Source organism: Ruegeria sp. S84, from assembly GCF_056583445.1.
Genome location: NZ_CM152618.1, coordinates 1,949,908 through 1,970,167, shown reverse-complemented (window position 1 = coordinate 1,970,167; position 20,260 = coordinate 1,949,908). Strand labels below are relative to the sequence as shown.

The window sequence follows — 20,260 nt, the reverse complement described above, 5'->3', positions numbered from 1 at the left end:
TCTTGTCAAAAGCGCCTACCAGCTTCCCACGGATGTGCTGCTAGTCGGTGCTGAGACTAGGAAACAGAGGGGATAGCCCACAGTCCTCAGCAAGTTTGTTGAGGTCTCGACAAAGAACGGGGTTCAGCCTCACACCTTCTTTGCGGCGGGCTTCTGCGGCAGCCGTTTTGCCGTCTCCGGGCAAGCGCACCGGGTCATGACCGGGCAGGGGGGGATGCGCGCATTTCAGAGAAGACGCGAGCTGCGTTAGAAGCAAAGTCATTGCCCATCCCAAAGGCTGCCGGATTGAGCGCCATAACGAACTGGCCGGTATTTGTGGATGAAGTTGTGTCCGAGGTGAAATTGATCACATCAGAGCCGAAGGCCGCACCGTTTAAGACCCCGGCTATCAACCCGATAGCTACGGAAAGACCGAACCCTTTCGGACCGCCGATTGGCAAAAGAAACCCTTCTGACTTTAGGGCGGGGTCCGTCAATGGGTTTCCATCACGCCCAACCATCCAGCCTTCGGGCATAGGCTTGCCTTGCTGCAGCAGGGTTTTGATCTTACCCATCGCGGCTACGGTCGTCGCCATATCAAACACAAACGGGTCGGGACCATCGGCGGGGGCGGAAAAAGCAATGGGATTGGTACCAAGAAGCAAGTCACTACCGCCATAGGGCGGGACGTGGTTCGCGCTGCCCACTGCCGCGGCCATACCAAGCAGCCCTGCCTCGGCTTGTGGACGTACATAAAGTGCCAGTGGTCCAGCATGATTGCCGCGCCGAACACCAACCCATCCGATGCCGGCCTCTTTTGCCTTTTCAATTGCAAGATCCCGAGCCGCCGACATAGCCAGATGGCCGAGGCCGTCATCTCCGTCGATCAAAGCGGTTGCAGCGGTCTCATGTACTACTGTGACTTTTGGCGTAGGATTGGAGCCACCTCCCGCCAGCCGGGCTAGGTACTGTCGCAGGCGAAAAACACCGTGCGTGCCATAGCCATAAATGTCGGCCTCAACCATCGTCGAGGCCACCTTGTCCGCATCTGATTTTGGCACACCTCGAGTTTCGAGTGCGGCCGCCACAAATTCACGCAGGGTGTGGCAGTCAATTTTCAAAGGCTCAGAAGTCATCTCTTCCCACCTGTTCCTTGTGCCAGAACACCAATTTACGCTGTGTCCAAACCACCGACGCAAATACGACCAGACCGACAAGGCTGAGATACAGGATTAACGAGAAGACGCGCGGCGTGTTGAGCTGCGAGGCGGCAACCCGAATAAGTTCGCCAAATCCCTTGCCACCGCCTAGGAATTCTCCTGTGATCGCACCGGCCATAACGCCGACTGCTCCGATCTTGAGGCCGGTAAAAATCTGCGGCAGGCCAGTCGGCAGTTTCATCTTGAACAATGTCTGCATCCGACTTGCGCCCATCGTCTTGAAAAGCATACGCGCGTTTTCATCGGCGGCGTGAAGCCCAGCCGCAGTACCGACCACGATTGGAAATGTCGCGATAAAGGCAGCAAGTGCCACCTTTGATTCAATACCAAAGCCCAACCACGCTACAAAGAGTGGGGCAAATGCCACTTTTGGCATGGTATCTATCGCCACCAGGTAAGGCATCACTGCCTTTTCACCAAATGCCGTTTCCCCCACCAATACGCCCAGCGAAAATCCGATCGCGATTGCCAGTGCAAAACCATAGATAACTTCTTTGATTGTGATCCACAGCGCCCCAAGCATGTAGCCGCCAGTCAATAGATTTTGTCCCACGAAGATCATATCTTTCAGGGTTTCCAACGGTGTAGGCAGAATGATTGGGGAAACCAGCTTAAGGCTCGTAACAATTTGCCAAGTGCCGACGAAAACCACGAAGACAAAGGTCATCGCCAGCCAGCGTGGGACCGAGTCGATAAAGTGAACTTTTTGTTCCCATACCGTGTCTTCTGCGGTGTCGGCGTCTTTTAGGGCAGGTGAGTAGTTATGAACGTCGCTCACATTTCTTCTCCCTTATCCAGGAGGCCGCGAATGTAGTCTACAATAGCGCCAAACTTGGGTGTGGTCATCATATCCAACGTGCGTGGGCGTGGCAGATCGACCTTCACAATTTCGGCAATCCTGCCCGGGCGTGGTTTCAACACGACGATTTCGTCGGACAAAATAACGGCTTCCTGAATAGAGTGCGTAACAAGAAAAGCCGTCGCATCCTGTTCATGGCAAATCCGCTGCAGTTCCATATTCATCATGTCGCGTGACAGCTCGTCCAGCGCGCTGAATGGTTCGTCTAACAAAAGTACAGCTGGTTCTGTGATCAGCATACGGCAGATTGAGGCGCGCTGAGCCATGCCGCCCGACAATTCGTTCGGGTATACGTCTTCGAATCCCTTCAAGCCCACGATGTCCAATAGTTCGTGAGCCTTGCCCATTGCTTGCTTGGCGGCTGCCTTTCCGTCGCGGATCTCGATTGGCAACACGATGTTTTCCACCGCTGTTTTCCAGGGAAATAGTGTCGCCTGTTGAAACATCATACCAATGTCTCGACGGGGACCGGTGACTGGCAGGCCCTGTAGGATCACACGCCCTTTGGTGGGAGGGATCAGACCCGCCATGATCTTGAGCAGAGTGGATTTCCCGCACCCGCTGGACCCAATTACAGAAGTGAAGCTTCCTTTCCGTAGCGTCAGATTAATGTCCTCAAGCGCAACAACAAGGTTGCGTGCATAGGTCTTGCTTAAATGGGTCAATTCGTAGACCGGCGTGCCCAAGGGCGCGCCGGAAAACTCTTTTGCGGCTGCAGCGTTCATTTGCTGGCGGCCTCGTTGCCGATGGCGGCAAATTCATTGGTCCAGGCAGCGCTCAAGTCATCAAGCGGTCCCGGAATTTCGCCACCTGCAACAAGTGCGTCTTGCCATTCCTGCCAAACTTCGGCGGGGTACCATCCCAAACCGTTGCTTGGATCCGCTGCTATGGTTTTCGAACGTACGGCATCGAACAGCGCTGACTGGAACTCCTTGTCCTCGCCTTCCTGCGGATTGCCGTCCGCCAGGTGCTTCAACACAGCTTCGCGGTTGGCATCATCCAGCGCAAAGGCATGACCACGAGCGAAAGCGCGGCTCCAGGCCTCGACCAATTCGCGGTCGTTGGCGATTGTGTCGGCCATTGTGGCGATGCCGTTACCGAAGAAACGCCCGAATTCCGCAGGCGTAATGTCACGCACCGCCATTCCGCGTTGGTTCAGAATTGCCGTGTCAGCGGTGGAGGCGGAATACGCGTCGATTTCGCCATTCAGAAAAGCCGCGGTCGCAGGGCCACCGTCGCCGACAGTCAGGAAGGTATAATCTTCACCTTCTTTCATTCCTGCGCCGGTCATCACATTACGCGCAAAGCCCACTTCTGCGCCATCAGCTGTACCTGTCCCGATAACTTTGCCCCGCAACTCTTCAACGTTTTGGATGTCAGAGTCTTCGGGCACTGCAATGCCGAAGTTGCTCCGCGCCGCAACGTTGTAGATGTGAACCGCATCCACATCGCGCGAGCGCGCAGCAATCAGCGGGCCGGGGCCGGGGCGACCGAAGTGTGCTTGTCCTGCAGACAATGCCTGAAGCACGGCGCCTGAGCCGTTGATAGCCTCGACGGTCACGTTCAATCCTTCATCTGCGAAGTATCCTTCTCCAATGGCGACAAACACAGGAAATGAGTTGATTGCCGAAGGGCTGGGTTGCACGAAGGTGATTTCACGCAAGTCTTGCGCAAAACCCATTGTTCCTATTGCTCCTGCTACCGGAACAGCAGTAAGCAGGGACGCTGTGAAAGTCCTTCTGTTCATCATTGTAGTCTTCCTCCCTTGAATGTTGACGCCTCACAGCTATTGCTGCGTAGGAGCCATTACACGGCACGCACTTTGTTCCTTAGCGTGCCGATTTCGGAAACCTCGCAAACTACGACGTCCCCGTTTTTCAAAAACTGCGGCGGTTCCATTGCGTATCCGACGCCTGATGGCGTACCTGTCGCAATGATGTCTCCCGGTTCTAGTGTCAGGCCTTCTGACAAGGATGCGATCAACGTTGGAATGTCGAATATCATGTCCGACGTCATCCCGTTTTGGCGCTGCTCACCGTTAACTGTCAGTCCGATCGAAAGAGCTTGCGGATCGCTGATGGCATCGGCGGTCACGATGTAGGGACCGATTGGGCAAGATCCATCCAACCCTTTGCCTTTGAAGTACTGGCCGCCATGGCGGCGCTGTATGTCTCGGGCGGTTATGTCGTTCAGAATAGAATACCCAAAGACATGATTAAACGCATCTGCCTTGGTGATGTTGCGCCCGCGCTTCCCTATCACGACTGCCAACTCGACTTCGTAGTCGATGGACTGCGACACCGAGGGAAAGAGTAGGATGTCAGCGTCTGGCGCAACGACCGAGGTCGGCGGCTTGGTAAAGAAAACCGGATGCTCGGTGATGCCGATTTTCTCTTTTTGCGCCCGCTCGCCTTCTGCGATGTGCTCAGCGTAGTTTCGCCCCACGCAGAAAACGTTCTTGCGTGGCGTGGGAATGGGCGACAGAAGAGGCGCGTCTTCGGGGACGAGCAGGTCCTTGAGTTCGCCTGCCTCACCCGCGGCAACAACGGCACTCAACGCCTCCAGCGCGGTCGGACCGCCTTCGATAATCAGCTGCATCGTGCTTACATCAAGAGCCGTATCCGGCATGAGCATCTCAATAGCACGCGATACATCCAACCTGCTTCGATTGGGAAGCAATGCGACGCAAACGGCGTGGCTATCTACTGAAACAGTCGCTAAACGCACTTGGCTCTCCTACTACATAATGGCGCCAACTTAGGTCACCGATCTTGGCAGGCGACTCAGATTTGGTTGTCACTTGCCCTTGAGTTTTTGCCGACTTGGCGTTTCAATCAATCAACCAATCAGCAAATTGGGTGGCAATGTGAGTGAGCCTACAGAACTTTCGCAACGTGTCCGGGACCTGATCGACAATGCGGGATACCGGCACAACGATAGGCTTCCGCCTGAAAGGGAACTGTGCCAATGGCTAGGCACAACCCGAAATCAGCTGAGGCGCGTATTGGCCGAACTAGAGGCGCAGGGGCTTATCTGGCGGCATGTGGGTCGGGGCACGTTCGTTGGTGCCCGACCGGTTCTCAACTTAACGGACGTCACCTATTTGGGTGCACAGATCAAGCCTGAACAGGTTGTAGGTGTTCGGTTTACCATCGAACCGCAGCTTAGCCGTCTTGCTGCGCTTCATTCTACGCGTTCAGATCGCGAGCAAATGAGGCTCTGCGTTGAGAGGTGCCGAGCCGCAGAAGACTGGCGCACATATGAAGCATGGGACAATAATTTGCATCACGCGATAGCCCGGGCAACGCGTAATCAGCTTTTCCTGTATTTCTTCGAGACTCTAAATTCTGTCCGAAGGTCTATTGTGTGGGGACAACCCCGTAAAACCTACAAACCCCCCGATGATTATTCCAGTTTTCGAGAGCATGACTTGATCCTGTCGGCGATATCGAGTGGAGACGGAGAAGAGGCGGCGCAGGCCATGTTGGCTCATCTGAGATCCGTTTACTCCCGCGTGTTGCCAGCTAGTCTTGAGACCTGCCGCTAAACCAGCGCCCGACCAATTTGGGAAATGGTTGGGCTAAGCTGCGGCTGAACCTCTTGCAAATCGCCGGTCACATTGGCGATGACTGAGACAAGAGCTACGTCTTTGCGAGCGTGGCACAGCATCGATCGGAACAACGCCATAGATTGGCAAACCGATCTTTGGCAATGAAATGTTCAGGAGTAAAGCGATGCACGATCATGTAATTCCCGCGGTGAAGGTTCACGAAATACCGGTAGAAGGCGAAGGTATGTTCCCGGTACGTCGGGTTTATTGCATTGGTCGAAACTACGCGGCGCACGCCATAGAAATGGGCCACGATCCAAATCGTGAACCCCCATTTTTCTTCCAAAAGAACCCTGACAACTTCGACCCATCTGGAGAATTTCCATATCCGGCTCACAGCTCGGACGTACATCATGAAGCTGAAATGTATGTGGCGCTTAAATCCGGCGGCACGAATATTTCTGTCGAAGATGCTCTAGATCATGTCTACGGCTACGGGCTTTCACTGGATATGACCCGTCGAGATCTACAGGGCGAAATGAAGAAAATGGGTCGTCCTTGGGAAATTGGGAAGGCATTTGAGCGCTCAGCTCCATGCGGACCGGTGCACAAAGCAGAAGATGTTGGGCCACTCGACGAAGGCGCAATTCGCCTATCGGTGAACGGAGAAATTCGGCAGGAAGGTGATTTGAATCAGATGATCTGGAAAGTCCCTGAAATGATCTCTTATCTGAGCGATTACTTCGAACTTGCCGCCGGCGACGTTATCCTGTCTGGCACGCCCTCTGGAGTTGGTCCAGTAAACCGCGGCGATGTATTGGTGCTGTCGGTCGACAAATTGGGTAGCCTAACTGTCAAGGTAACGTAGCAACCACACCAAACACTCTTCGCAAAATAGGCCAATGCCTTTGTAAAGGGATCCCAGATGCCCCACTTAGTCGCCGAATTGATCGCACCCCATTCGGGCACTGCGAATGCTATCGGTGCCCCAGGTCGATCTTGGTTGAACTACCTGGGGCTGCGAGAGCTTTGCGCAAAGGTCAAAAAAGATCTCCATCAGATCGGAGTAGGTCGTGGCGACCGAGTGGCAATTGTGTTGCCCAATGGCCCCGAAATGGCAACGGCCTTTATGTCCGTTGCCCAAGTGGCGACGACGGCACCTTTGAACCCGGCGTACACTTACGAAGAATACGTTTTCTACCTCAAGGATCTGAAGGCCAAGGCCCTTCTTGTAAACGAAAACGACGATGGACCTGCCGTAATAGCTGCTGGGGATCTTGGCATCGCAATCTTGAGGGCCTCTCACGAAAGCTTACATTCGGCTGGACAGTTCTCCATATTGTCCTGTGACCCAATTGGCACGGCGGACACATCCGCACCGGGTGAAGATGATGTCGCCCTGATACTGCACACGTCAGGAACTACGTCGCGTCCCAAAATCGTTCCTCTGACGCAGGCTAATATCTACGCATCCGCGCGAAATGTGGCTGCGTCTTTGAAACTGACAATCGACGATCGCTGTCTCAGTATTATGCCGCTGTTTCATATCCACGGGTTGATTGCGGCTGTTGCCGCGTCTTTAGGTGCTGGATCTCAAATTAGCTGCGCCCCTGGGTTCAACGCTCTTAGTTTTTTCTCGCAGGTCGCTGAAGTTAATCCGACGTGGTACACCGCAGTTCCGACAATGCATCAAGCTATACTTGCCCGAGCTGCACGAAACCAAACGATCATTGAGCAATCGCGGTTGCGCTTTCTTCGATCTTCTTCTGCTTCGTTGCCGGGCCCGGTAATGGAAGAGTTGGTGGCAACATTTAATGCGCCCGTCATCGAAGCCTACGGCATGACTGAGGCGACACATCAAATGTGTTGCAACCCGCTTGCTCCCCAAACGCAAAAACCCGGATCTGTTGGAATAGCAGCAGGCCCCGAAGTCAGAATTGCAGACGAGAACGAAAATACTCTGATCTCTTCACGGGACGTCGGAGAAATCGTTATCAGCGGTCCGAACGTGACGCCGGGGTACGAAAGCAACCCGCAGGCAAATGCCGACAATTTTTTTGAAGTGGACGGAAAAACTTGGTTTCGCACTGGCGACCAGGGTTCATTCGACGAAGAGAATTATCTGCGACTGACCGGTCGTCTTAAGGAGCTTATCAATCGCGGTGGAGAGAAAATCAGTCCACTTGAGGTTGACGCTGTACTCTTAAGCCACCCAGAAGTCGCTCAGGCAGTTTGTTTTGCCGTTCCCCACGAAAAACTGGGTGAAGACATAGCGGCAGCTGTGGTGCTTTCAGAAGGAGCGACGATCCAAGGTCAGGAGGTCAGGGCTTTTGTCGGCGCGCGGCTCGCAAAATTCAAGGTGCCGACTTCGGTGGTTGTTCTTGAAGAAATTCCAAAAGGCGCGACTGGCAAGATACAAAGGATCGGACTAGCTGCTAAATTAGGACTGGCGAAGGCATAGACACATGAAAGTTTGTATCTTTGGTGCCGGAGCTATCGGAGGTTACGTTGCCGCGAAACTTGCACAGACTGATACAGAAGTCAGTGTCGTCGCGCGTGGCCCCCACTTGGCAGCAATGCAGGAAAAAGGACTGACCCTTCTTGAAGAAGGGCAGGATCCAGTCAGCGTTCCAATACGCGCTTCAGACAATGCTGCCGATCTCGGCCCACAAGACTATGTCTTCATCACACTGAAAGCGCATTCCGTCCCAGCAGTGGTAGACTCAATGCAGCCGTTGATTGCAGACGAGACAACCGTAGTTAGTGGAGTGAACGGGGTGCCCTGGTGGTACTTCCACAAACTAGGCGGTCCTTACGAGGGAACGAGGTTGGCTTCAGTCGATCCGGGAAATGTGCAGTGGGACGGTTTTGGACCAGATCGCGTCCTCGGATGTGTTGTTTATCCTGCCGCCGAGGTCATTGCTCCTGGATCAATCAAGCATATCGAAGGCAATCGTTTTTCGTTGGGCGAGCCCGATGGTGCTAAATCAGACCGTGCTGCCAAGCTTTCGGCTGCGCTATCCGCCGCCGGACTGCGTGCGCCCGTCAGACCAAGAATCCGGGATGAAATTTGGTTGAAACTGTGGGGTAACTTGTCGTTCAACCCGATTTCCGCTCTTACCCACTCAACACTTGATGTCTTGTGTGTCGACGAAGGCACACGCTCCGTGGCACGCGGAATGATGCTCGAGGCTCAGGAAGTCGGTGAAAAACTTGGGGTTAAGTTCCCGATAGATGTTGAAAAACGCCTCGACGGCGGAGCGGCGGTTGGTGCGCACAAAACCTCTATGTGGCAGGATTTGGAGTTACGCCGACCGATGGAAATTGATGCCTTGGTCTCGTCGGTGCAAGAACTGGGGCAACTTACAAGGACCTCAACGCCCATAATCGACATCGTCGCATCACTGATCAAACTGAGGGCAAAAGTCGCAGGTCTTTACTAGACTCTTTGTCGGCCTTGCAACGAGAGCATTGCTTGAGGCGGATAACTGATACGGTCTTGCCAGAAGAACTTGCCTTGAGGCGGGCAGGGGGCTTTCCTAGCTTTTGCCCATGACCAAATCTGCCTCATTCAAGTACTTCAAAACCAGCCCTGAGATCATCCGCCTTGCGGTGATGCTGTATATCCGGTTCCCGCTCTCGCTTCGGAATGTCGAAGATCTGCTGCACGAGCGAGGCATCGACGTGAGCCATGAAACTGTCCGCTATTGGTGGAACAGGTTTGGCCCGATGTTTGCATCAGAGATCCGAAGAAAACGGGTTCAGCAACTCCGAGCCTTTTCAAAATGGAAGTGGCACGTAGACGAAGTATTCGTGAAAGTGAATGGCAAACGGCATTATCTTTGGCGCGCTGTGGATGACGAAGGCGAGGTGCTGGAAGCAGTTGTAACGAAGCGCCGTAACAAAGCTGCAGCACTGAAATTTCTCAAGAAATTGATGAAGCGGCACGTCTGCGCCGAAGAGATCGTCACAGATCGCTTCGCTTCCTACAAGGCTGCCCTTAGAGATTTGGGTGCTCTCGAAAAACAACAGACGGGCAGGTGACTAAACAACCGCGTCGAGAATTCGCACCTGCCGTTTCGACGACGCGAACGCGCGATGCAGCGTTTCAAGCGCATGCGAAGTCTACAGAAATTCGCCTCCGTCCATTCCTCCGTGTACAACCACTTCAACCAGGAAAGATCGCTAGCCAGCCGAGACTCCTTCAAGCAGACACGCACCGCCGCTCTTAGCGAGTGGCGTCAACTTTGTTCCGGATAGGTTCGCGGTTTTCGCGGCAAACTGAGACTAGTTCGAATTCGTCTGACAGCACCGCCACTCATACCTGTCTCACTTCAGTTGTGTTTTCTGACCCGGAATTGTGCCGCAATTCCCGCGAGTTGGCGCATGCGCTTTCAATCAGAGACGGAGCAGATCACACACTCAGAGCGCAATTCCGGCCGCAGTCTCTGTGGCGCATTTTGGCGGGGTCGCTTTGGGCGGGATTTCCCTGATACCCGGCAATTTACAGGGAATTTTCGTGAAACAGGTCTGAGTTCCGTCATTTCTCCTATCGGAACTGCATGTTTTCCAGAGGTTTATGTTGCAAATTCCCTAAAAGGTGGAACAGGGAATTTTCTCGTGGGAACAGGGAATTGTGCCTACGGATCAGGGAGGGCAAACCCTGTAACAGGGACGAAGGACTTGGAGATGTCAGAAGCCGAACAGGCGTTCCTGTTCAGACCAGTCTAGTGGGTGGGTCACGCTGAACAGACGCTTGAGTGTGAGTCCGGGCGGCTGAGTGCCGTCGAGAATCGCGACTTGAATCTTCGGAGAGAGAAATGCGAGCTGAGCGCGGGTACGGACAAAGGCGCCTGAGAAGCTTTCGCGCCGCGCAATTTCCATCAGTTGAACTCCGGCTTTCAGATCACGGGTCCAGCCATGGGCGCGGATCAACATGGACCGGAGGCGGGGATCGGGTTGGGGTGCCATATCTCCGGCGATGACCTTGACCTCAACGCCGCGGCGGCGCAGATCGAAGGATGTGCTGATGTGTGTGAGATCCGGGTGCAGATGGTCCGCAACAATGCCAAATGTGCGCGCCAGAGTTCTAAGGTTCAACTCGAGGTCGATCTGTCCTCTTACAATTCTGCTGCTGGCCAGAATATCTGCACCGGCCTGACCGGCTTGGCGTTGGAGTCGGGTTACTAAAACCGTGATTGAAGTCTGCACTGCCTCCGCTGACCCGGCCTCCGGTTGCGCCAGCACCTGGTGCGCGGCGGTGGCGTCTTTCAGATGTCTGACGATGACATCCATGACAGCGTGTTCCAGCGCACGGCCGGGCAGTCGCCAGCCCGAGATATCCTTGCCACCCGAGATCAACCGATTGGAGACGTAATAGCGCAACCGTCGACCTTTGCGCGTGGTGTGGGTTGGCGTCAAGCGATCACCAGTTTCGTCCTGCAGCAGACCGTTGAGTCAGGAGCCGGAGTCAGTGGTACGTTGGCGCGTATCGGGCGCAGGGTCTGCACGGGATCGCTGCGACGCTTTGCGCATTTTTTCCTGCATCCGTTCTTAAACGCTTTGGTCGATGATCACCGGGTGTTGTCCGTCCCAGATCTTACCCTTGTGGCGGATTTTTCCGAGATAAACCGGGTTGCGCTGCAGGTAATAGATCTGGCCACGTGACAGTGGACAACTCCCCTTCACGCTGCCATCTGTCCGAACAACCCGTTTTGACCGCAGCCCTTCTGCCGTTGCCCGTTCCACTACTTTGCGCAGGCAACCCGGCTCGTCGTAAAGACTGAAGAGTCGCCGGACGGTTATTGCCTCGTCTTCATTCACCACCCGCGTTCTTGTTTTTGGATCGGGTTGCGATCATAGCCAAGTGGTAGGTTGCCACCCATCCAGAGCCCCTTTTTCTTCGACGCCGCGATTTTGTCGCGAATACGTTCGGCGGTGACTTCCCGTTCAAACTGAGTGAAGGACAACAGCACATTGAGTGCCCGTTGCCCCATGGAAGATGAGGTGTTGAATGCTTGTGTGACGGACACAAAAGAACAGCTCGTCCGTTCAAGCCGTTCGCCCAGCTTAGAGAAGTCGGCAAGCGACCGGGTCAGCCGGTCGATCTTGTAGACCACAACCATGTCGATGCGCCCTACATCTATCTCTTCAAGAAGACTTGAAGGGCGGGGCGCTCGAGTTTGCCTCCGGACAGCCCGCCATCATCGTAGCGCCCTGGCAATCGGGTCCAACTTTCGTGTCGCTGGCTGGAGACATAAGCCACGCAGGCCTCATATTGCGCGTCCAGTGAATTGAAGTCCTGGTCCAGATCATCTTCTGAGGACTAGCACCTGTAGATGGCGGATCGGATTTTATGGCGAAGGCTCATTTGGCGATCTTTCCGGTGAGCCCGAAGAAACGCGGCCCTGACCAATGCGCGCCGGTAATCTCTCGGGCGATGGCCGAGAGCGAGCGATAGGACCGACCGCTCCAAGTGAAGCCGTCATCTGTAACGTCCACTACATGGGTCGTGCCATTCCACTCGCGCTGTAGGCGCCCGCCGGGTTTAAGGGCAGGGCAGGTAGGTCGGGGTCTCTTCTCAGAACCTTTTTTCCAGCGTGGCTTTCACCTGCCGCGACAGCCCGCCACGATTGCGGGACTGCATCTCAAAGGCAATGAAGCGGCGCAGGAAGGGTTGGCTGAGCATGGTGGGGGCGGCTTAATCAAACAGTTGTTGCCAAATCGTGACCAGATCCGATCGACCCATGGCGGCGAGATCGGCGACATCGCTGGTCTTGGTCATGACTCTTCTCTTGTTCCCACCGTCAGGTGATAGGTGGAAGACACATGTCCCATCATCGGGCCGATATGGCCGACGTGAAAGAACATCCACTGCATGACCTCGGACCGTTTGACCGGGTCCGGTGATAGGAATTTCCATTATTTTTCAGTCAGGTGCCACAGTGTCGCACCGGATTCGAAGATCGCTCGCCCATCCGAGCGGTCTTCGATTTTTGGGATTTTTCCGTTTGGGTTCAGCGCCAGATAATCCGGCGCTTTTTGTTCCTGCTCGGAAAAGTTGATGTGAGACAGGTCATAGGGGACACCTGCCTCTTCCAAGAAGATGACCGGCTTGTAACCGTTCATCGTACCCGAGGTGTAGAGATGAATATCAGGCTGGGACATGTTCAACCTCTGTAAATGCTGTCTTAAGATGCAACTTAAATCGGGCGAAATCAGTTTCGATTTCCGGGTTCTTCATTACGTCAAATGCCGCAAACGTCGGCAATGGCTTCAAGTTGAGGAACTTTGCGGTCAGGTGTATCGGGCGCAAAAGGTCATCAACGCTGTCACCGGCAAAGAACGGTTCGGTCACGGCGTCGAACGCCTCTTTTGGCGCGTTGAACGTCACCGAAAGCATGTACGTCTTGTCGTTCAGCGCGCCTCCCATCCCATAATTGGCCTTCGGCGCGTCAGCCGTCCGACCATCACCGGTACTTAGCCGCCCATCCATACCGGCGGTGTACACCTCATCCATGTATTTCTTGAAAACCCATGGAACTCCCATCCAGTTCACCGGGAACTGCATGATGACTGTGTCGGCCCAAAGGTGCGCCTCGACCTCAGCATTGGCGTCATAGCCATCGGCAACGGTGGTCACGCGCACTTCGTGGCCCATTGCGGCCAACGTGTTACGCGCGTGTTCGGTCAGGCTGGCGTTCAATTGTCCGGGGGCGAATTCGTAGGGCTGGGTGCCGTTCACGATCAGGATTTTGCTCATGTCTATATCCAATAAGTGCAAATTTTGAACCCTTGACTCTGGGCGGGTTCAGAGAGCATTTGATTGTGCGGGTGTAAGAAATCAACTAGTATACTTTTAGTAACCTAGTTGCCTGGGTGAAAGGGCGGTAATGCGAGCGCGGATTGACGAGGATGCAAAGGGGCGTCGACGGGTCTCGGAGGCCTGTCTGGAGCCGTGTGCAATCGAACGCGGTATGCGGATCATTGGCGGAAAATGGACCGGATCGATCTTGTGGCACCTTAAGGATGGCCCGGTGCGCTTCAACGACCTGTCGCGTATGATCGGAGGGGCCAGCAAGAAGATGATCACCGAACGGTTGCGTCAACTTGAGGAACGGGGCCTGGTGCATCGGCAGGTAATGGATACATCCCCTGTTTCCGTGCAATACTCGGTGACCGATTTTGGCCAGACAGCGCTTGGTTTTCTTAATGAGCTTCGAAAGTGGAGCGAAGAATTGCCTCAAGAGCTGGACCGAACCATTTGATTTTAAAAGGGAACGAGTCTGTGGGCGGTCTGAAAGCAATCCACCATGCTGCAGTCATTTGTTCGGATTATGAACGGTCCAAGGCGTTTTATTCAGAAACGCTTGGGTTGAAGATAATTGCGGAAAACTTCAGGGCAGAGCGGCAATCCTGGAAGCTGGATTTGGCGTTGCCGGATGGTTCTCAGATCGAGTTGTTTTCCTTTCCCAACCCGCCCAAACGCGCGTCCCGCCCCGAAGCGCTGGGTCTGCGGCATCTTGCGTTTGTTGTAGATGACATCGAGACGTTGAAAGACAGTCTGGAACAGAAGGGTGTTTCCGTCGAGGACATCCGTGTCGATGAACACACCGGACGTCGGTTTACCTTTTTCAGTGATCCGGACGATCTTCCATTGGAATTGTATGAAGTAGCGCCGATAGCGTTGAAGTGATATTCCTCGTTCTTTAGACTGAGAGAAGCAGGGAGGAAGGCGCATGGAAGTAAAACCTCTCACCGGTGGATTGGGCGCGGAAATCGTCGGGGCGGACATCCGGCGCGAAGATCAATTCGATGCGATCAATTCGGCCTTTGCAGAGTATTCCGTAATCGTTCTGAGGGCCCAAAGCGTTAGCCCGCAAGAGCATCTGTCCTTTGCGCGAAGGTTCGGCCCGATCAACGTGAACCGCTTTTTCAAACCGGTCGACGGCCATCCCGAGATTGCCACGGTTTTGAAAGAGGAGGATCAGAAAGAGGCTGTGGGAGAGGGCTGGCATACAGACCACTCCTATGATCAGGAACCCGCCATGGGCTCAATTCTGCACGCCTTGGAAGTCCCGCCGCACGGGGGCGACACGCTGTTTGTGTCGATGGCTGCTGCCTATGAGGCTTTGTCGCCCACGATGCGTGGTTTTCTGGATGGCCTATGGGCGGTGCATTCCTCTCGCCATGTCTTTGGCGCCGGCATCGTGGATTCGGAGGCCGCTAAAAGCGGCAGGCTGGGTAATGCCGAAGCTGCCACGCAAGACGCTTTGCACCCCGTTGTAATCACGCATCCGCTGAGCGGCAGGCGAGGGCTGTTCGTCAATCCTGTGTTTACCACCGAAATCAAGGGGTTGAGCTCAGATGAGTTTGCAGCTGTGCTTGGGATGCTCTATGATCATTGTAAGCAGCCCGAATTCCAATGCCGCCTCCGTTGGCAGACAGGGGATATCGCCATTTGGGATAACCGAGCCACGTGGCACAAGGCAATCAACGACTACCACGGTTTTCGACGCCTTATGCACCGGGTGACGGTTGAAGGGGTTGCCTTGACGCAGTGAGGCAAGTGGCGCAAAGCGGACCTCAGCGACTCAGTTTGGGCGTGACGACACTTTAACATCTGTCGATTCCCGACGCCCCTATTCAACACAGCGGTTGATGTCTAATTTACTGCTTTATTTCTTATACTTAGGGCACGCTAAGGAAATTCTCTTGTAAAAATTGGAACGTTCCATTAAAGATTTTGGAACCTTCCAATTTTGGAGAAAATGGATGAATTGGGCATTTGTCGGAGCGAGCACAATAGCTTCGCAATACATGTTGGTTGCAGTGCGCCAGCAGACAGGTAACGACGTGACCTGGGTCGTCAGCAATTCTCCTGAGCGGGTTAAAAGCTGGGCGAGGGAACACGGAATTCCCAACGCAACCACAGACTTGGGCGCTGCCCTGACTGACCAGAACGTTCAGGCTGTCTACGTCTCCTCGACCAATGAGAAACACCACGGTCAGGCAATTGCAGCCATTTCGGCTGGCAAGCATGTTCTATGTGAAAAGCCGCTTGGGATGACCCAGGCGGAAGCGGTCGAAATGGTGCGCGCAGCCGAAGCGGCTGGCGTGACTTTTGGTACAAACCACCACCTGCGATGCTCTGGCAGCCATCGTGCCATTCGTGACCTCATTGCAGACGGGCGCGTCGGCGACGTTCTTTCGCTGCGTATACATCACGCGGTACATTTGCCCGGGAACCTACAGGGGTGGCGCATTAACTCAGCAGATGCCGGCGGCGGCGTGATCCCCGACATCGTCGTTCATGATGCGGATGTCACGCGGTTCCTGCTCAATGAGGACCCGATTTCCGTCGTCGCGCAAATGGCCAGCTCTGGGATGGGGCAGGGGGTCGAAGACTCGTGCATGTCCGTGTGGACGATGCCATCGGGGGCGATGGTCACGACGCACGAAAGCTTTACGCACCCCTTTGCCGGGTCGGGCCTGCAAGTGCACGGGACCAAGGGCTCGATTTTTGCGGATGGCGTCATGACGCAGCGCCCTGTTGGGGCAATAAAACTGGTGACTGAAGCCGGAAGCGAAGAGATTCCGTTTTCGGACCACTCTCTCTATGTTCAAGGCGTTTCGGAATTTGTCTCCGCAGCGGCGGGACAAGGCCGTCCTGCTGCCGACGGACCTGACGGAGTGAAATCGCTGTCAATCGCGCTGAGCGTTCGTGAGGCCGCAGCGTCGGGTGAACGTATCAACATAGATTATGGCGGTTTCTGATGACCAAGCTTGTTTCCGTTTCCGAGGCCGTTTCTCGTATCCCAGACAATGCGGTTGTCACCGTGTCGTCGTCCTCTGCGCTCGGGTGCCCTAACCTCGTGCTGAAGGCACTTGGAGAACGGTTTCGCACAGAGGGGCATCCGCGCAACATTACAACGCTGCACCCTATAGCCGCCGGTGATATGTATGGCGTGAAGGGCATGGATTATCTGGCGCAGGATGGATTGCTAAGCCGCGTTCTTGCCGGATCTTACCCGTCGGGCCCTTCCAGCCTTGAGATGCCGGAAATCTGGAAAATGATCGTCGAGGATCGGGTCGCCGCATATAACGTGCCGTCGGGAATTCTGTTCGACATGCATCGCGAGGCCGCAGCGCATCGGCCTGGTGTTCTGACGCAAGTCGGGCTTGAAACCTTCGTGGACCCTGTCCGCGAAGGGTGCGCGATGAATGCGCGTGGCGCGGCAACGCCCATCGTGAACCGGAGAGAGTTCGACGGTCAGACCTGGCTGCACTTCCCAAACATCAACCCGAACGTATGTATTTTGCGCGCTACCACAGCGGATGAGTTCGGAAACCTGACCTATGAGCATGAAGGCGCTTATTTGGGCGGGCTAGAGCAAGCGATCTGCGTCCGCAACCACGGTGGGATCGTGATCGCACAGGTTCAACGTGTGACTGCCGCCGGAAGCCTGCGCCCCCATGAAGTGCGCGTGCCGGGGCATCTGGTCGACCTGATCGTTGAAGACCCGGAGCAGATGCAAACGACTGAAACGTCTTATGATCCTGCGATTTCTGGCCAGATCATGCGCCCTTGGGACAGCTTTTCACTGGCCGAGCATGGCGTCGAAAAGGTCATCGCGCGTCGCGCCGCCCAAGAACTCCGCAGCGGCATGAGCGCCAACTTGGGCTTTGGAATCAGCGCTATGGTCCCGCGTGTTTTGTTGGAAGAGGGGCATCCTCAGGCTGTGACATGGGCGATTGAGCAAGGGGCCGTTGGAGGCGTCCCATTGACCGGATTTGCCTTTGGCTGCGCGTCCAACGCACATGCTTTCGTGCCGTCCCCACAGCAGTTCATTTATTTCCAGGGCGGCGGCTTCGATATGTCGTTCCTCTCGTTCCTCGAGGTTGATGTCGAAGGCAATGTGAACGTCTCCAAACTGGGTAAGAAGCCCTACCTGACCGCAGGATGTGGTGGGTTCGTCGACATCACGGCACGCGCCAGAAAGATCGTATTCTCGGGCTGGTTCGAAGCCGGCGCTAAGATCGACCTCGCAGAGGACGGTATCCGGGTGAATGCCCCGGGCAAGTTCACCAAGATGGTGGATCAGGTTGAACACGTCACATTTTCAGGTCGCCGTGCCCGGGAAACCGGTCAGGACGTTCTGTATGTGACGGAGCGCTGCGTCATTCGCCTTACGGATCAGGGTCTGGTTGCTACGGAAATCATGCCCGGCATCGAGGCGCAGCGCGATATTGTCGAAGCATCGGGTGGTCGCGTCAAAGTCGCGGAAAATGCGGTTCAGATGCCCAAATCTCTGTTCGCTTTAGGCCCGATGGGGATGACCCTGTGAGCAAACTTGGGTTTCATATCGAGGGTCCGACAGCCGTACTTACATTGGACAACGTGCCCAAGCTCAATGCTCTGACCGTAGACATGCTGGATGCGTTGGAGGCTCGCTTGCGAGAGGTCGAGCGTGACGCGTCCATTCGTGCGCTTGTTCTGACTGGCGCAGGAGAAAAAGCGTTCTGTTGCGGAGCCGATATTGAAGCATGGGGTGGTCTGAGCCCCGCCGAGTTTGCGCGTCACTGGGTCCGAGACGGACACAGAATCTTTGATCGGTTGGCACGGATCGGCAAACCGACTATCGCTGCGATCAACGGTCACGCCTTCGGCGGCGGTCTGGAGTTGGCCAGTTGCTGCGATCTGCGCTTGATAACTCCGCGTGCAACGCTGGCTTTACCTGAAGCTCGGGTTGGGATCGTGCCGGGCTGGTCGGGGACGCAGCGGTTGACCCGGCTGCTTCCCGAGGCTGCGGTGAAAGAGATGGCACTCTTTGGGCGCCGTATTGGTGCTGACCGCGCCGTGGCCTTGGGCTATGCGACCGAGGTGACTGACGACGTTCTGGCGCGCGCGCTTGAGATCACCGCCGAACTTAGCGACCTTTCGCCTCGCGCCACCGAAATCTCAAAAAACATGATCCATGCAGCGGTCGGTGAAGACACTCATGCCGTGGTCGAAACCCTTGGTAGCGCAGCGATTGCCGCCTCAGCGGACCGCGAAGAAGGCGTTGCCGCATTCATGGAAAAACGTAACCCCACATTTTCGGGCCTTTGACAATATGAAAGATATCACCATCAACCCTGCCATCCCGTTCGAGTTGCCGCCGTTGTTCGAAGGTCGGCATCTCATCGATGGCAGGTGGCAGAATAGCGCGTCTGGTGAGACGTTCGAACGGCGCTCGCCCTCGCACGGGCACATCGTCAGCCGTTCGGCCTTGGGTGGCGAGGCTGAAGCCGAGGCCGCGATCCAGGCGGCGCGCAAGGTGTTCGACAACGGTGATTGGAGCCGGGCATCAGGCAAAGAACGGGCCACCGTTTTGCTGAAGGTTGCCGACCTGATTGAGCAGAATGTCGACCGGATCGCACTGATCGAAACGCTGGAAAGCGGTAAGCCGATCAGCCAATCCAAGGGCGAGGTCGGCGGTGCAGCAGACCTTTGGCGCTATGCGGCCTCATTGGCACGCAGCACACACGGCGACAGCCACAACACTCTTGGCGCAGACATGATGGGTGTCGTGCTGAAGGAACCCATCGGTGTCGTGTCCATCATTACGCCGTGGAACTTCCCCTTCTGGATTCTCAGTCAGAAGCTGCCCTTCGCGTTGGCGGCTGGTTGCACCGTTGTTGTGAAGCCGTCTGAGATGACACCGTCGACAACCTTGATGCTGGGCGAGTTGCTGGTCGAAGCTGGATTGCCCGCCGGTGTATGCAATATCGTTCTGGGCTACGGAGTTCCCGTTGGCAGTGTGATGTCGAGCCATGACAGCGTGGACATGATCAGCTTTACGGGCTCAACGGCTGTGGGCAAGACGATCAGCGCAGTAGCATCGGATACACTCAAGAAAGTCGCGCTTGAGCTTGGGGGCAAGAACCCTCAGGTCATCTTTCCCGACGCCGATCTAAATACAGCCGCTGATGCGGTTGTGTTTGGTGTCTATTTCAATGTTGGCCAGTGCTGCAATTCAAGCAGTCGCATCATTGTGCACGAAGACATAGCCGACGATTTCCGTGAGCGTGTCGTTGCCCTGTCGCGCAAAGTCAAATTCGGCGATCCTCTGGACCAGACGACGCAGGTTGGTGCTATCGTAACGTCCGAGCACAACTCAAAAATCGACGCGTACGTCAAGCAGGCGCAGGCTTCGGGTGCAACTATTGATCTGGGTGGTGAGCCGCTGGAGGTCGAAGGCTTGGGCGCTCAGTTCTACCAGCCGACGGTGATTTCTGATGTCTCGCCCGACATGCCAATAGCCCGGGATGAGGTATTCGGACCAGTTCTGTCTGTTTTGACGTTCAAAACACTGGACGAAGCAATCGCGCTAACCAATGATAGCGCTTACGGTCTGTCGGCAGGGGTCTGGAGCGAAAACGTTCACACCTGCCTCGAATTCGCCCGTCGTGCAGAAACGGGAACGGTCTGGACCAACACCTGGATGGACGGGTTCCCCGAGGTTGCATTCGGTGGGTTCAAGCAATCCGGGCAGGGGCGGGAAATCGGACGTTACGGGTTCGAGGAATTCTTCGAAGTGAAATCAGTGGTCATGCGCATCGGCAACAACCGAGCGCCATGGGTTCCGCAAGACTAAAGCCGGGCACCGG

At 55.3% G+C, this 20,260-nt stretch carries 21 protein-coding genes and 2 pseudogenes; 12 read left to right on the top strand and 11 right to left on the bottom strand.

Going from position 1 to position 20,260, the window contains the following annotated elements; genetic code table 11:
- Window positions 1–194: 194 nt before the first annotated feature.
- From AC1DFB_RS09930 to AC1DFB_RS09910, 5 genes are all read right to left on the bottom strand, one after another.
- Complete coding sequence (locus tag AC1DFB_RS09930; protein ID WP_480921170.1) at window positions 195–1,115, bottom strand: Ldh family oxidoreductase; 921 nt, start codon at window positions 1,113–1,115, stop codon at window positions 195–197.
- A complete protein-coding gene (locus AC1DFB_RS09925) occupies window positions 1,105–1,977 on the bottom strand; it encodes an ABC transporter permease (RefSeq protein ID WP_170512646.1) in 873 nt (290 codons plus the stop codon). Before AC1DFB_RS09925 ends, AC1DFB_RS09930 begins: the two co-directional genes overlap by 11 nt.
- Window positions 1,974–2,783, bottom strand: a complete 810-nt coding sequence (locus AC1DFB_RS09920) for an ABC transporter ATP-binding protein (RefSeq protein WP_170646556.1) — start codon at window positions 2,781–2,783, stop codon at window positions 1,974–1,976. The genes AC1DFB_RS09925 and AC1DFB_RS09920 overlap by 4 nt, the downstream gene beginning before the upstream one ends.
- Window positions 2,780–3,739 carry an ABC transporter substrate-binding protein gene (locus tag AC1DFB_RS09915; protein ID WP_480438749.1) on the bottom strand — a complete coding sequence of 320 codons (960 nt, stop codon included), beginning with the start codon at window positions 3,737–3,739 and terminating at the stop codon, window positions 2,780–2,782. Before AC1DFB_RS09915 ends, AC1DFB_RS09920 begins: the two co-directional genes overlap by 4 nt.
- A gap of 125 nt (window positions 3,740–3,864) precedes the next feature.
- A complete protein-coding gene (locus AC1DFB_RS09910) occupies window positions 3,865–4,686 on the bottom strand; it encodes a fumarylacetoacetate hydrolase family protein (RefSeq protein ID WP_480921169.1) in 822 nt (273 codons plus the stop codon).
- A gap of 238 nt (window positions 4,687–4,924) precedes the next feature.
- Between AC1DFB_RS09910 and AC1DFB_RS09905 the strand changes: the two genes are divergently transcribed.
- The 5 genes and pseudogenes from AC1DFB_RS09905 to AC1DFB_RS09885 all read left to right on the top strand — a co-directional run bounded on the left by AC1DFB_RS09905 (window position 4,925) and on the right by AC1DFB_RS09885 (window position 9,868).
- Window positions 4,925–5,605 carry an FCD domain-containing protein gene (locus AC1DFB_RS09905; protein ID WP_170512652.1) on the top strand — a complete coding sequence of 227 codons (681 nt, stop codon included), beginning with the start codon at window positions 4,925–4,927 and terminating at the stop codon, window positions 5,603–5,605.
- Window positions 5,606–5,792: 187 nt separating this feature from the next.
- The gene (locus AC1DFB_RS09900; protein ID WP_480921168.1) at window positions 5,793–6,476 is read left to right on the top strand and encodes a fumarylacetoacetate hydrolase family protein; all 684 of its coding nucleotides are present in this window, start codon (window positions 5,793–5,795) and stop codon (window positions 6,474–6,476) included.
- A gap of 57 nt (window positions 6,477–6,533) precedes the next feature.
- Window positions 6,534–8,069, top strand: coding sequence for an acyl--CoA ligase (locus AC1DFB_RS09895; RefSeq protein ID WP_170512656.1), 1,536 nt, complete (start codon window positions 6,534–6,536; stop codon window positions 8,067–8,069).
- A gap of 4 nt (window positions 8,070–8,073) precedes the next feature.
- Entirely contained in the window at window positions 8,074–9,051 is a 978-nt protein-coding gene (locus AC1DFB_RS09890) for a 2-dehydropantoate 2-reductase (RefSeq protein WP_170512659.1), read from the top strand.
- 109 nt (window positions 9,052–9,160) lie between these two features.
- Window positions 9,161–9,868 (top strand): annotated as a pseudogene (locus AC1DFB_RS09885) (IS6 family transposase).
- A 432-nt stretch (window positions 9,869–10,300) separates the two neighbouring features.
- Here the strand turns inward: AC1DFB_RS09885 and AC1DFB_RS09880 are convergent.
- The 6 genes and pseudogenes from AC1DFB_RS09880 to AC1DFB_RS09855 form a co-directional block, all read right to left on the bottom strand.
- Window positions 10,301–11,029, bottom strand: a complete 729-nt coding sequence (locus AC1DFB_RS09880) for a hypothetical protein (protein WP_480921167.1) — start codon at window positions 11,027–11,029, stop codon at window positions 10,301–10,303.
- Window positions 11,030–11,161: 132 nt separating this feature from the next.
- Window positions 11,162–11,431 (bottom strand): recombinase family protein, encoded by a 270-nt coding sequence (locus AC1DFB_RS09875; RefSeq protein WP_480885652.1) that lies wholly within the window; start codon window positions 11,429–11,431, stop codon window positions 11,162–11,164.
- Entirely contained in the window at window positions 11,428–11,733 is a 306-nt protein-coding gene (locus AC1DFB_RS09870; RefSeq protein WP_480921166.1) for a recombinase family protein, read from the bottom strand. The genes AC1DFB_RS09875 and AC1DFB_RS09870 overlap by 4 nt, the downstream gene beginning before the upstream one ends.
- 241 nt (window positions 11,734–11,974) lie before the next feature.
- Window positions 11,975–12,133: pseudogene (locus AC1DFB_RS09865) on the bottom strand (DUF2924 domain-containing protein); the annotation flags it as partial.
- Between the two features lie 396 nt (window positions 12,134–12,529).
- Window positions 12,530–12,775 carry a glutathione S-transferase N-terminal domain-containing protein gene (locus tag AC1DFB_RS09860; protein ID WP_480921165.1) on the bottom strand — a complete coding sequence of 82 codons (246 nt, stop codon included), beginning with the start codon at window positions 12,773–12,775 and terminating at the stop codon, window positions 12,530–12,532.
- On the bottom strand, window positions 12,762–13,370 hold the full coding sequence (locus tag AC1DFB_RS09855; RefSeq protein WP_480758715.1) for an NAD(P)H-dependent oxidoreductase: 609 nt from the start codon (window positions 13,368–13,370) through the stop codon (window positions 12,762–12,764). Before AC1DFB_RS09855 ends, AC1DFB_RS09860 begins: the two co-directional genes overlap by 14 nt.
- Before the next feature lie 130 nt (window positions 13,371–13,500).
- Between AC1DFB_RS09855 and AC1DFB_RS09850 the strand changes: the two genes are divergently transcribed.
- The 7 genes from AC1DFB_RS09850 to AC1DFB_RS09820 all read left to right on the top strand — a co-directional run bounded on the left by AC1DFB_RS09850 (window position 13,501) and on the right by AC1DFB_RS09820 (window position 20,247).
- Window positions 13,501–13,875, top strand: coding sequence for a winged helix-turn-helix transcriptional regulator (locus AC1DFB_RS09850; RefSeq protein ID WP_480758719.1), 375 nt, complete (start codon window positions 13,501–13,503; stop codon window positions 13,873–13,875).
- Between the two features lie 20 nt (window positions 13,876–13,895).
- A complete protein-coding gene (gene gloA2 / locus AC1DFB_RS09845) occupies window positions 13,896–14,303 on the top strand; it encodes an SMU1112c/YaeR family gloxylase I-like metalloprotein (protein ID WP_480758721.1) in 408 nt (135 codons plus the stop codon).
- 43 nt (window positions 14,304–14,346) lie between these two features.
- Window positions 14,347–15,171, top strand: coding sequence for a TauD/TfdA dioxygenase family protein (locus tag AC1DFB_RS09840; RefSeq protein ID WP_480758724.1), 825 nt, complete (start codon window positions 14,347–14,349; stop codon window positions 15,169–15,171).
- Between the two features lie 211 nt (window positions 15,172–15,382).
- Complete coding sequence (locus tag AC1DFB_RS09835; RefSeq protein ID WP_480921164.1) at window positions 15,383–16,384, top strand: Gfo/Idh/MocA family protein; 1,002 nt, start codon at window positions 15,383–15,385, stop codon at window positions 16,382–16,384.
- The gene (locus AC1DFB_RS09830) at window positions 16,384–17,955 is read left to right on the top strand and encodes an acyl CoA:acetate/3-ketoacid CoA transferase (protein WP_480758729.1); all 1,572 of its coding nucleotides are present in this window, start codon (window positions 16,384–16,386) and stop codon (window positions 17,953–17,955) included. Before AC1DFB_RS09835 ends, AC1DFB_RS09830 begins: the two co-directional genes overlap by 1 nt.
- Window positions 17,952–18,719 carry an enoyl-CoA hydratase/isomerase family protein gene (locus tag AC1DFB_RS09825; protein WP_170511638.1) on the top strand — a complete coding sequence of 256 codons (768 nt, stop codon included), beginning with the start codon at window positions 17,952–17,954 and terminating at the stop codon, window positions 18,717–18,719. The genes AC1DFB_RS09830 and AC1DFB_RS09825 overlap by 4 nt, the downstream gene beginning before the upstream one ends.
- A gap of 4 nt (window positions 18,720–18,723) precedes the next feature.
- Window positions 18,724–20,247: an aldehyde dehydrogenase family protein gene (locus AC1DFB_RS09820; RefSeq protein ID WP_480921163.1), complete on the top strand. Its 1,524-nt coding sequence runs from the start codon at window positions 18,724–18,726 to the stop codon at window positions 20,245–20,247.
- The last annotated feature ends 13 nt before the right edge of the window (window positions 20,248–20,260 follow it).

Coding starts and splice junctions, on each gene's coding strand:
- AC1DFB_RS09855 (WP_480758715.1), bottom strand. CDS start 13,370: ATGAGCAAAATCCTGATCGTGAACGGCACCCAGCCCTACGAATTCGCC.
- AC1DFB_RS09835 (WP_480921164.1), top strand. CDS start 15,383: ATGAATTGGGCATTTGTCGGAGCGAGCACAATAGCTTCGCAATACATG.
- AC1DFB_RS09830 (WP_480758729.1), top strand. CDS start 16,384: ATGACCAAGCTTGTTTCCGTTTCCGAGGCCGTTTCTCGTATCCCAGAC.
- AC1DFB_RS09910 (WP_480921169.1), bottom strand. CDS start 4,686: ATGCCGGATACGGCTCTTGATGTAAGCACGATGCAGCTGATTATCGAA.
- AC1DFB_RS09890 (WP_170512659.1), top strand. CDS start 8,074: ATGAAAGTTTGTATCTTTGGTGCCGGAGCTATCGGAGGTTACGTTGCC.
- AC1DFB_RS09900 (WP_480921168.1), top strand. CDS start 5,793: ATGCACGATCATGTAATTCCCGCGGTGAAGGTTCACGAAATACCGGTA.
- AC1DFB_RS09895 (WP_170512656.1), top strand. CDS start 6,534: ATGCCCCACTTAGTCGCCGAATTGATCGCACCCCATTCGGGCACTGCG.
- AC1DFB_RS09860 (WP_480921165.1), bottom strand. CDS start 12,775: ATGTCCCAGCCTGATATTCATCTCTACACCTCGGGTACGATGAACGGT.
- AC1DFB_RS09850 (WP_480758719.1), top strand. CDS start 13,501: ATGCGAGCGCGGATTGACGAGGATGCAAAGGGGCGTCGACGGGTCTCG.
- AC1DFB_RS09820 (WP_480921163.1), top strand. CDS start 18,724: ATGAAAGATATCACCATCAACCCTGCCATCCCGTTCGAGTTGCCGCCG.
- AC1DFB_RS09930 (WP_480921170.1), bottom strand. CDS start 1,115: ATGACTTCTGAGCCTTTGAAAATTGACTGCCACACCCTGCGTGAATTT.
- AC1DFB_RS09920 (WP_170646556.1), bottom strand. CDS start 2,783: ATGAACGCTGCAGCCGCAAAAGAGTTTTCCGGCGCGCCCTTGGGCACG.
- AC1DFB_RS09870 (WP_480921166.1), bottom strand. CDS start 11,733: ATGGTTGTGGTCTACAAGATCGACCGGCTGACCCGGTCGCTTGCCGAC.
- AC1DFB_RS09840 (WP_480758724.1), top strand. CDS start 14,347: ATGGAAGTAAAACCTCTCACCGGTGGATTGGGCGCGGAAATCGTCGGG.
- AC1DFB_RS09915 (WP_480438749.1), bottom strand. CDS start 3,739: ATGGGTTTTGCGCAAGACTTGCGTGAAATCACCTTCGTGCAACCCAGC.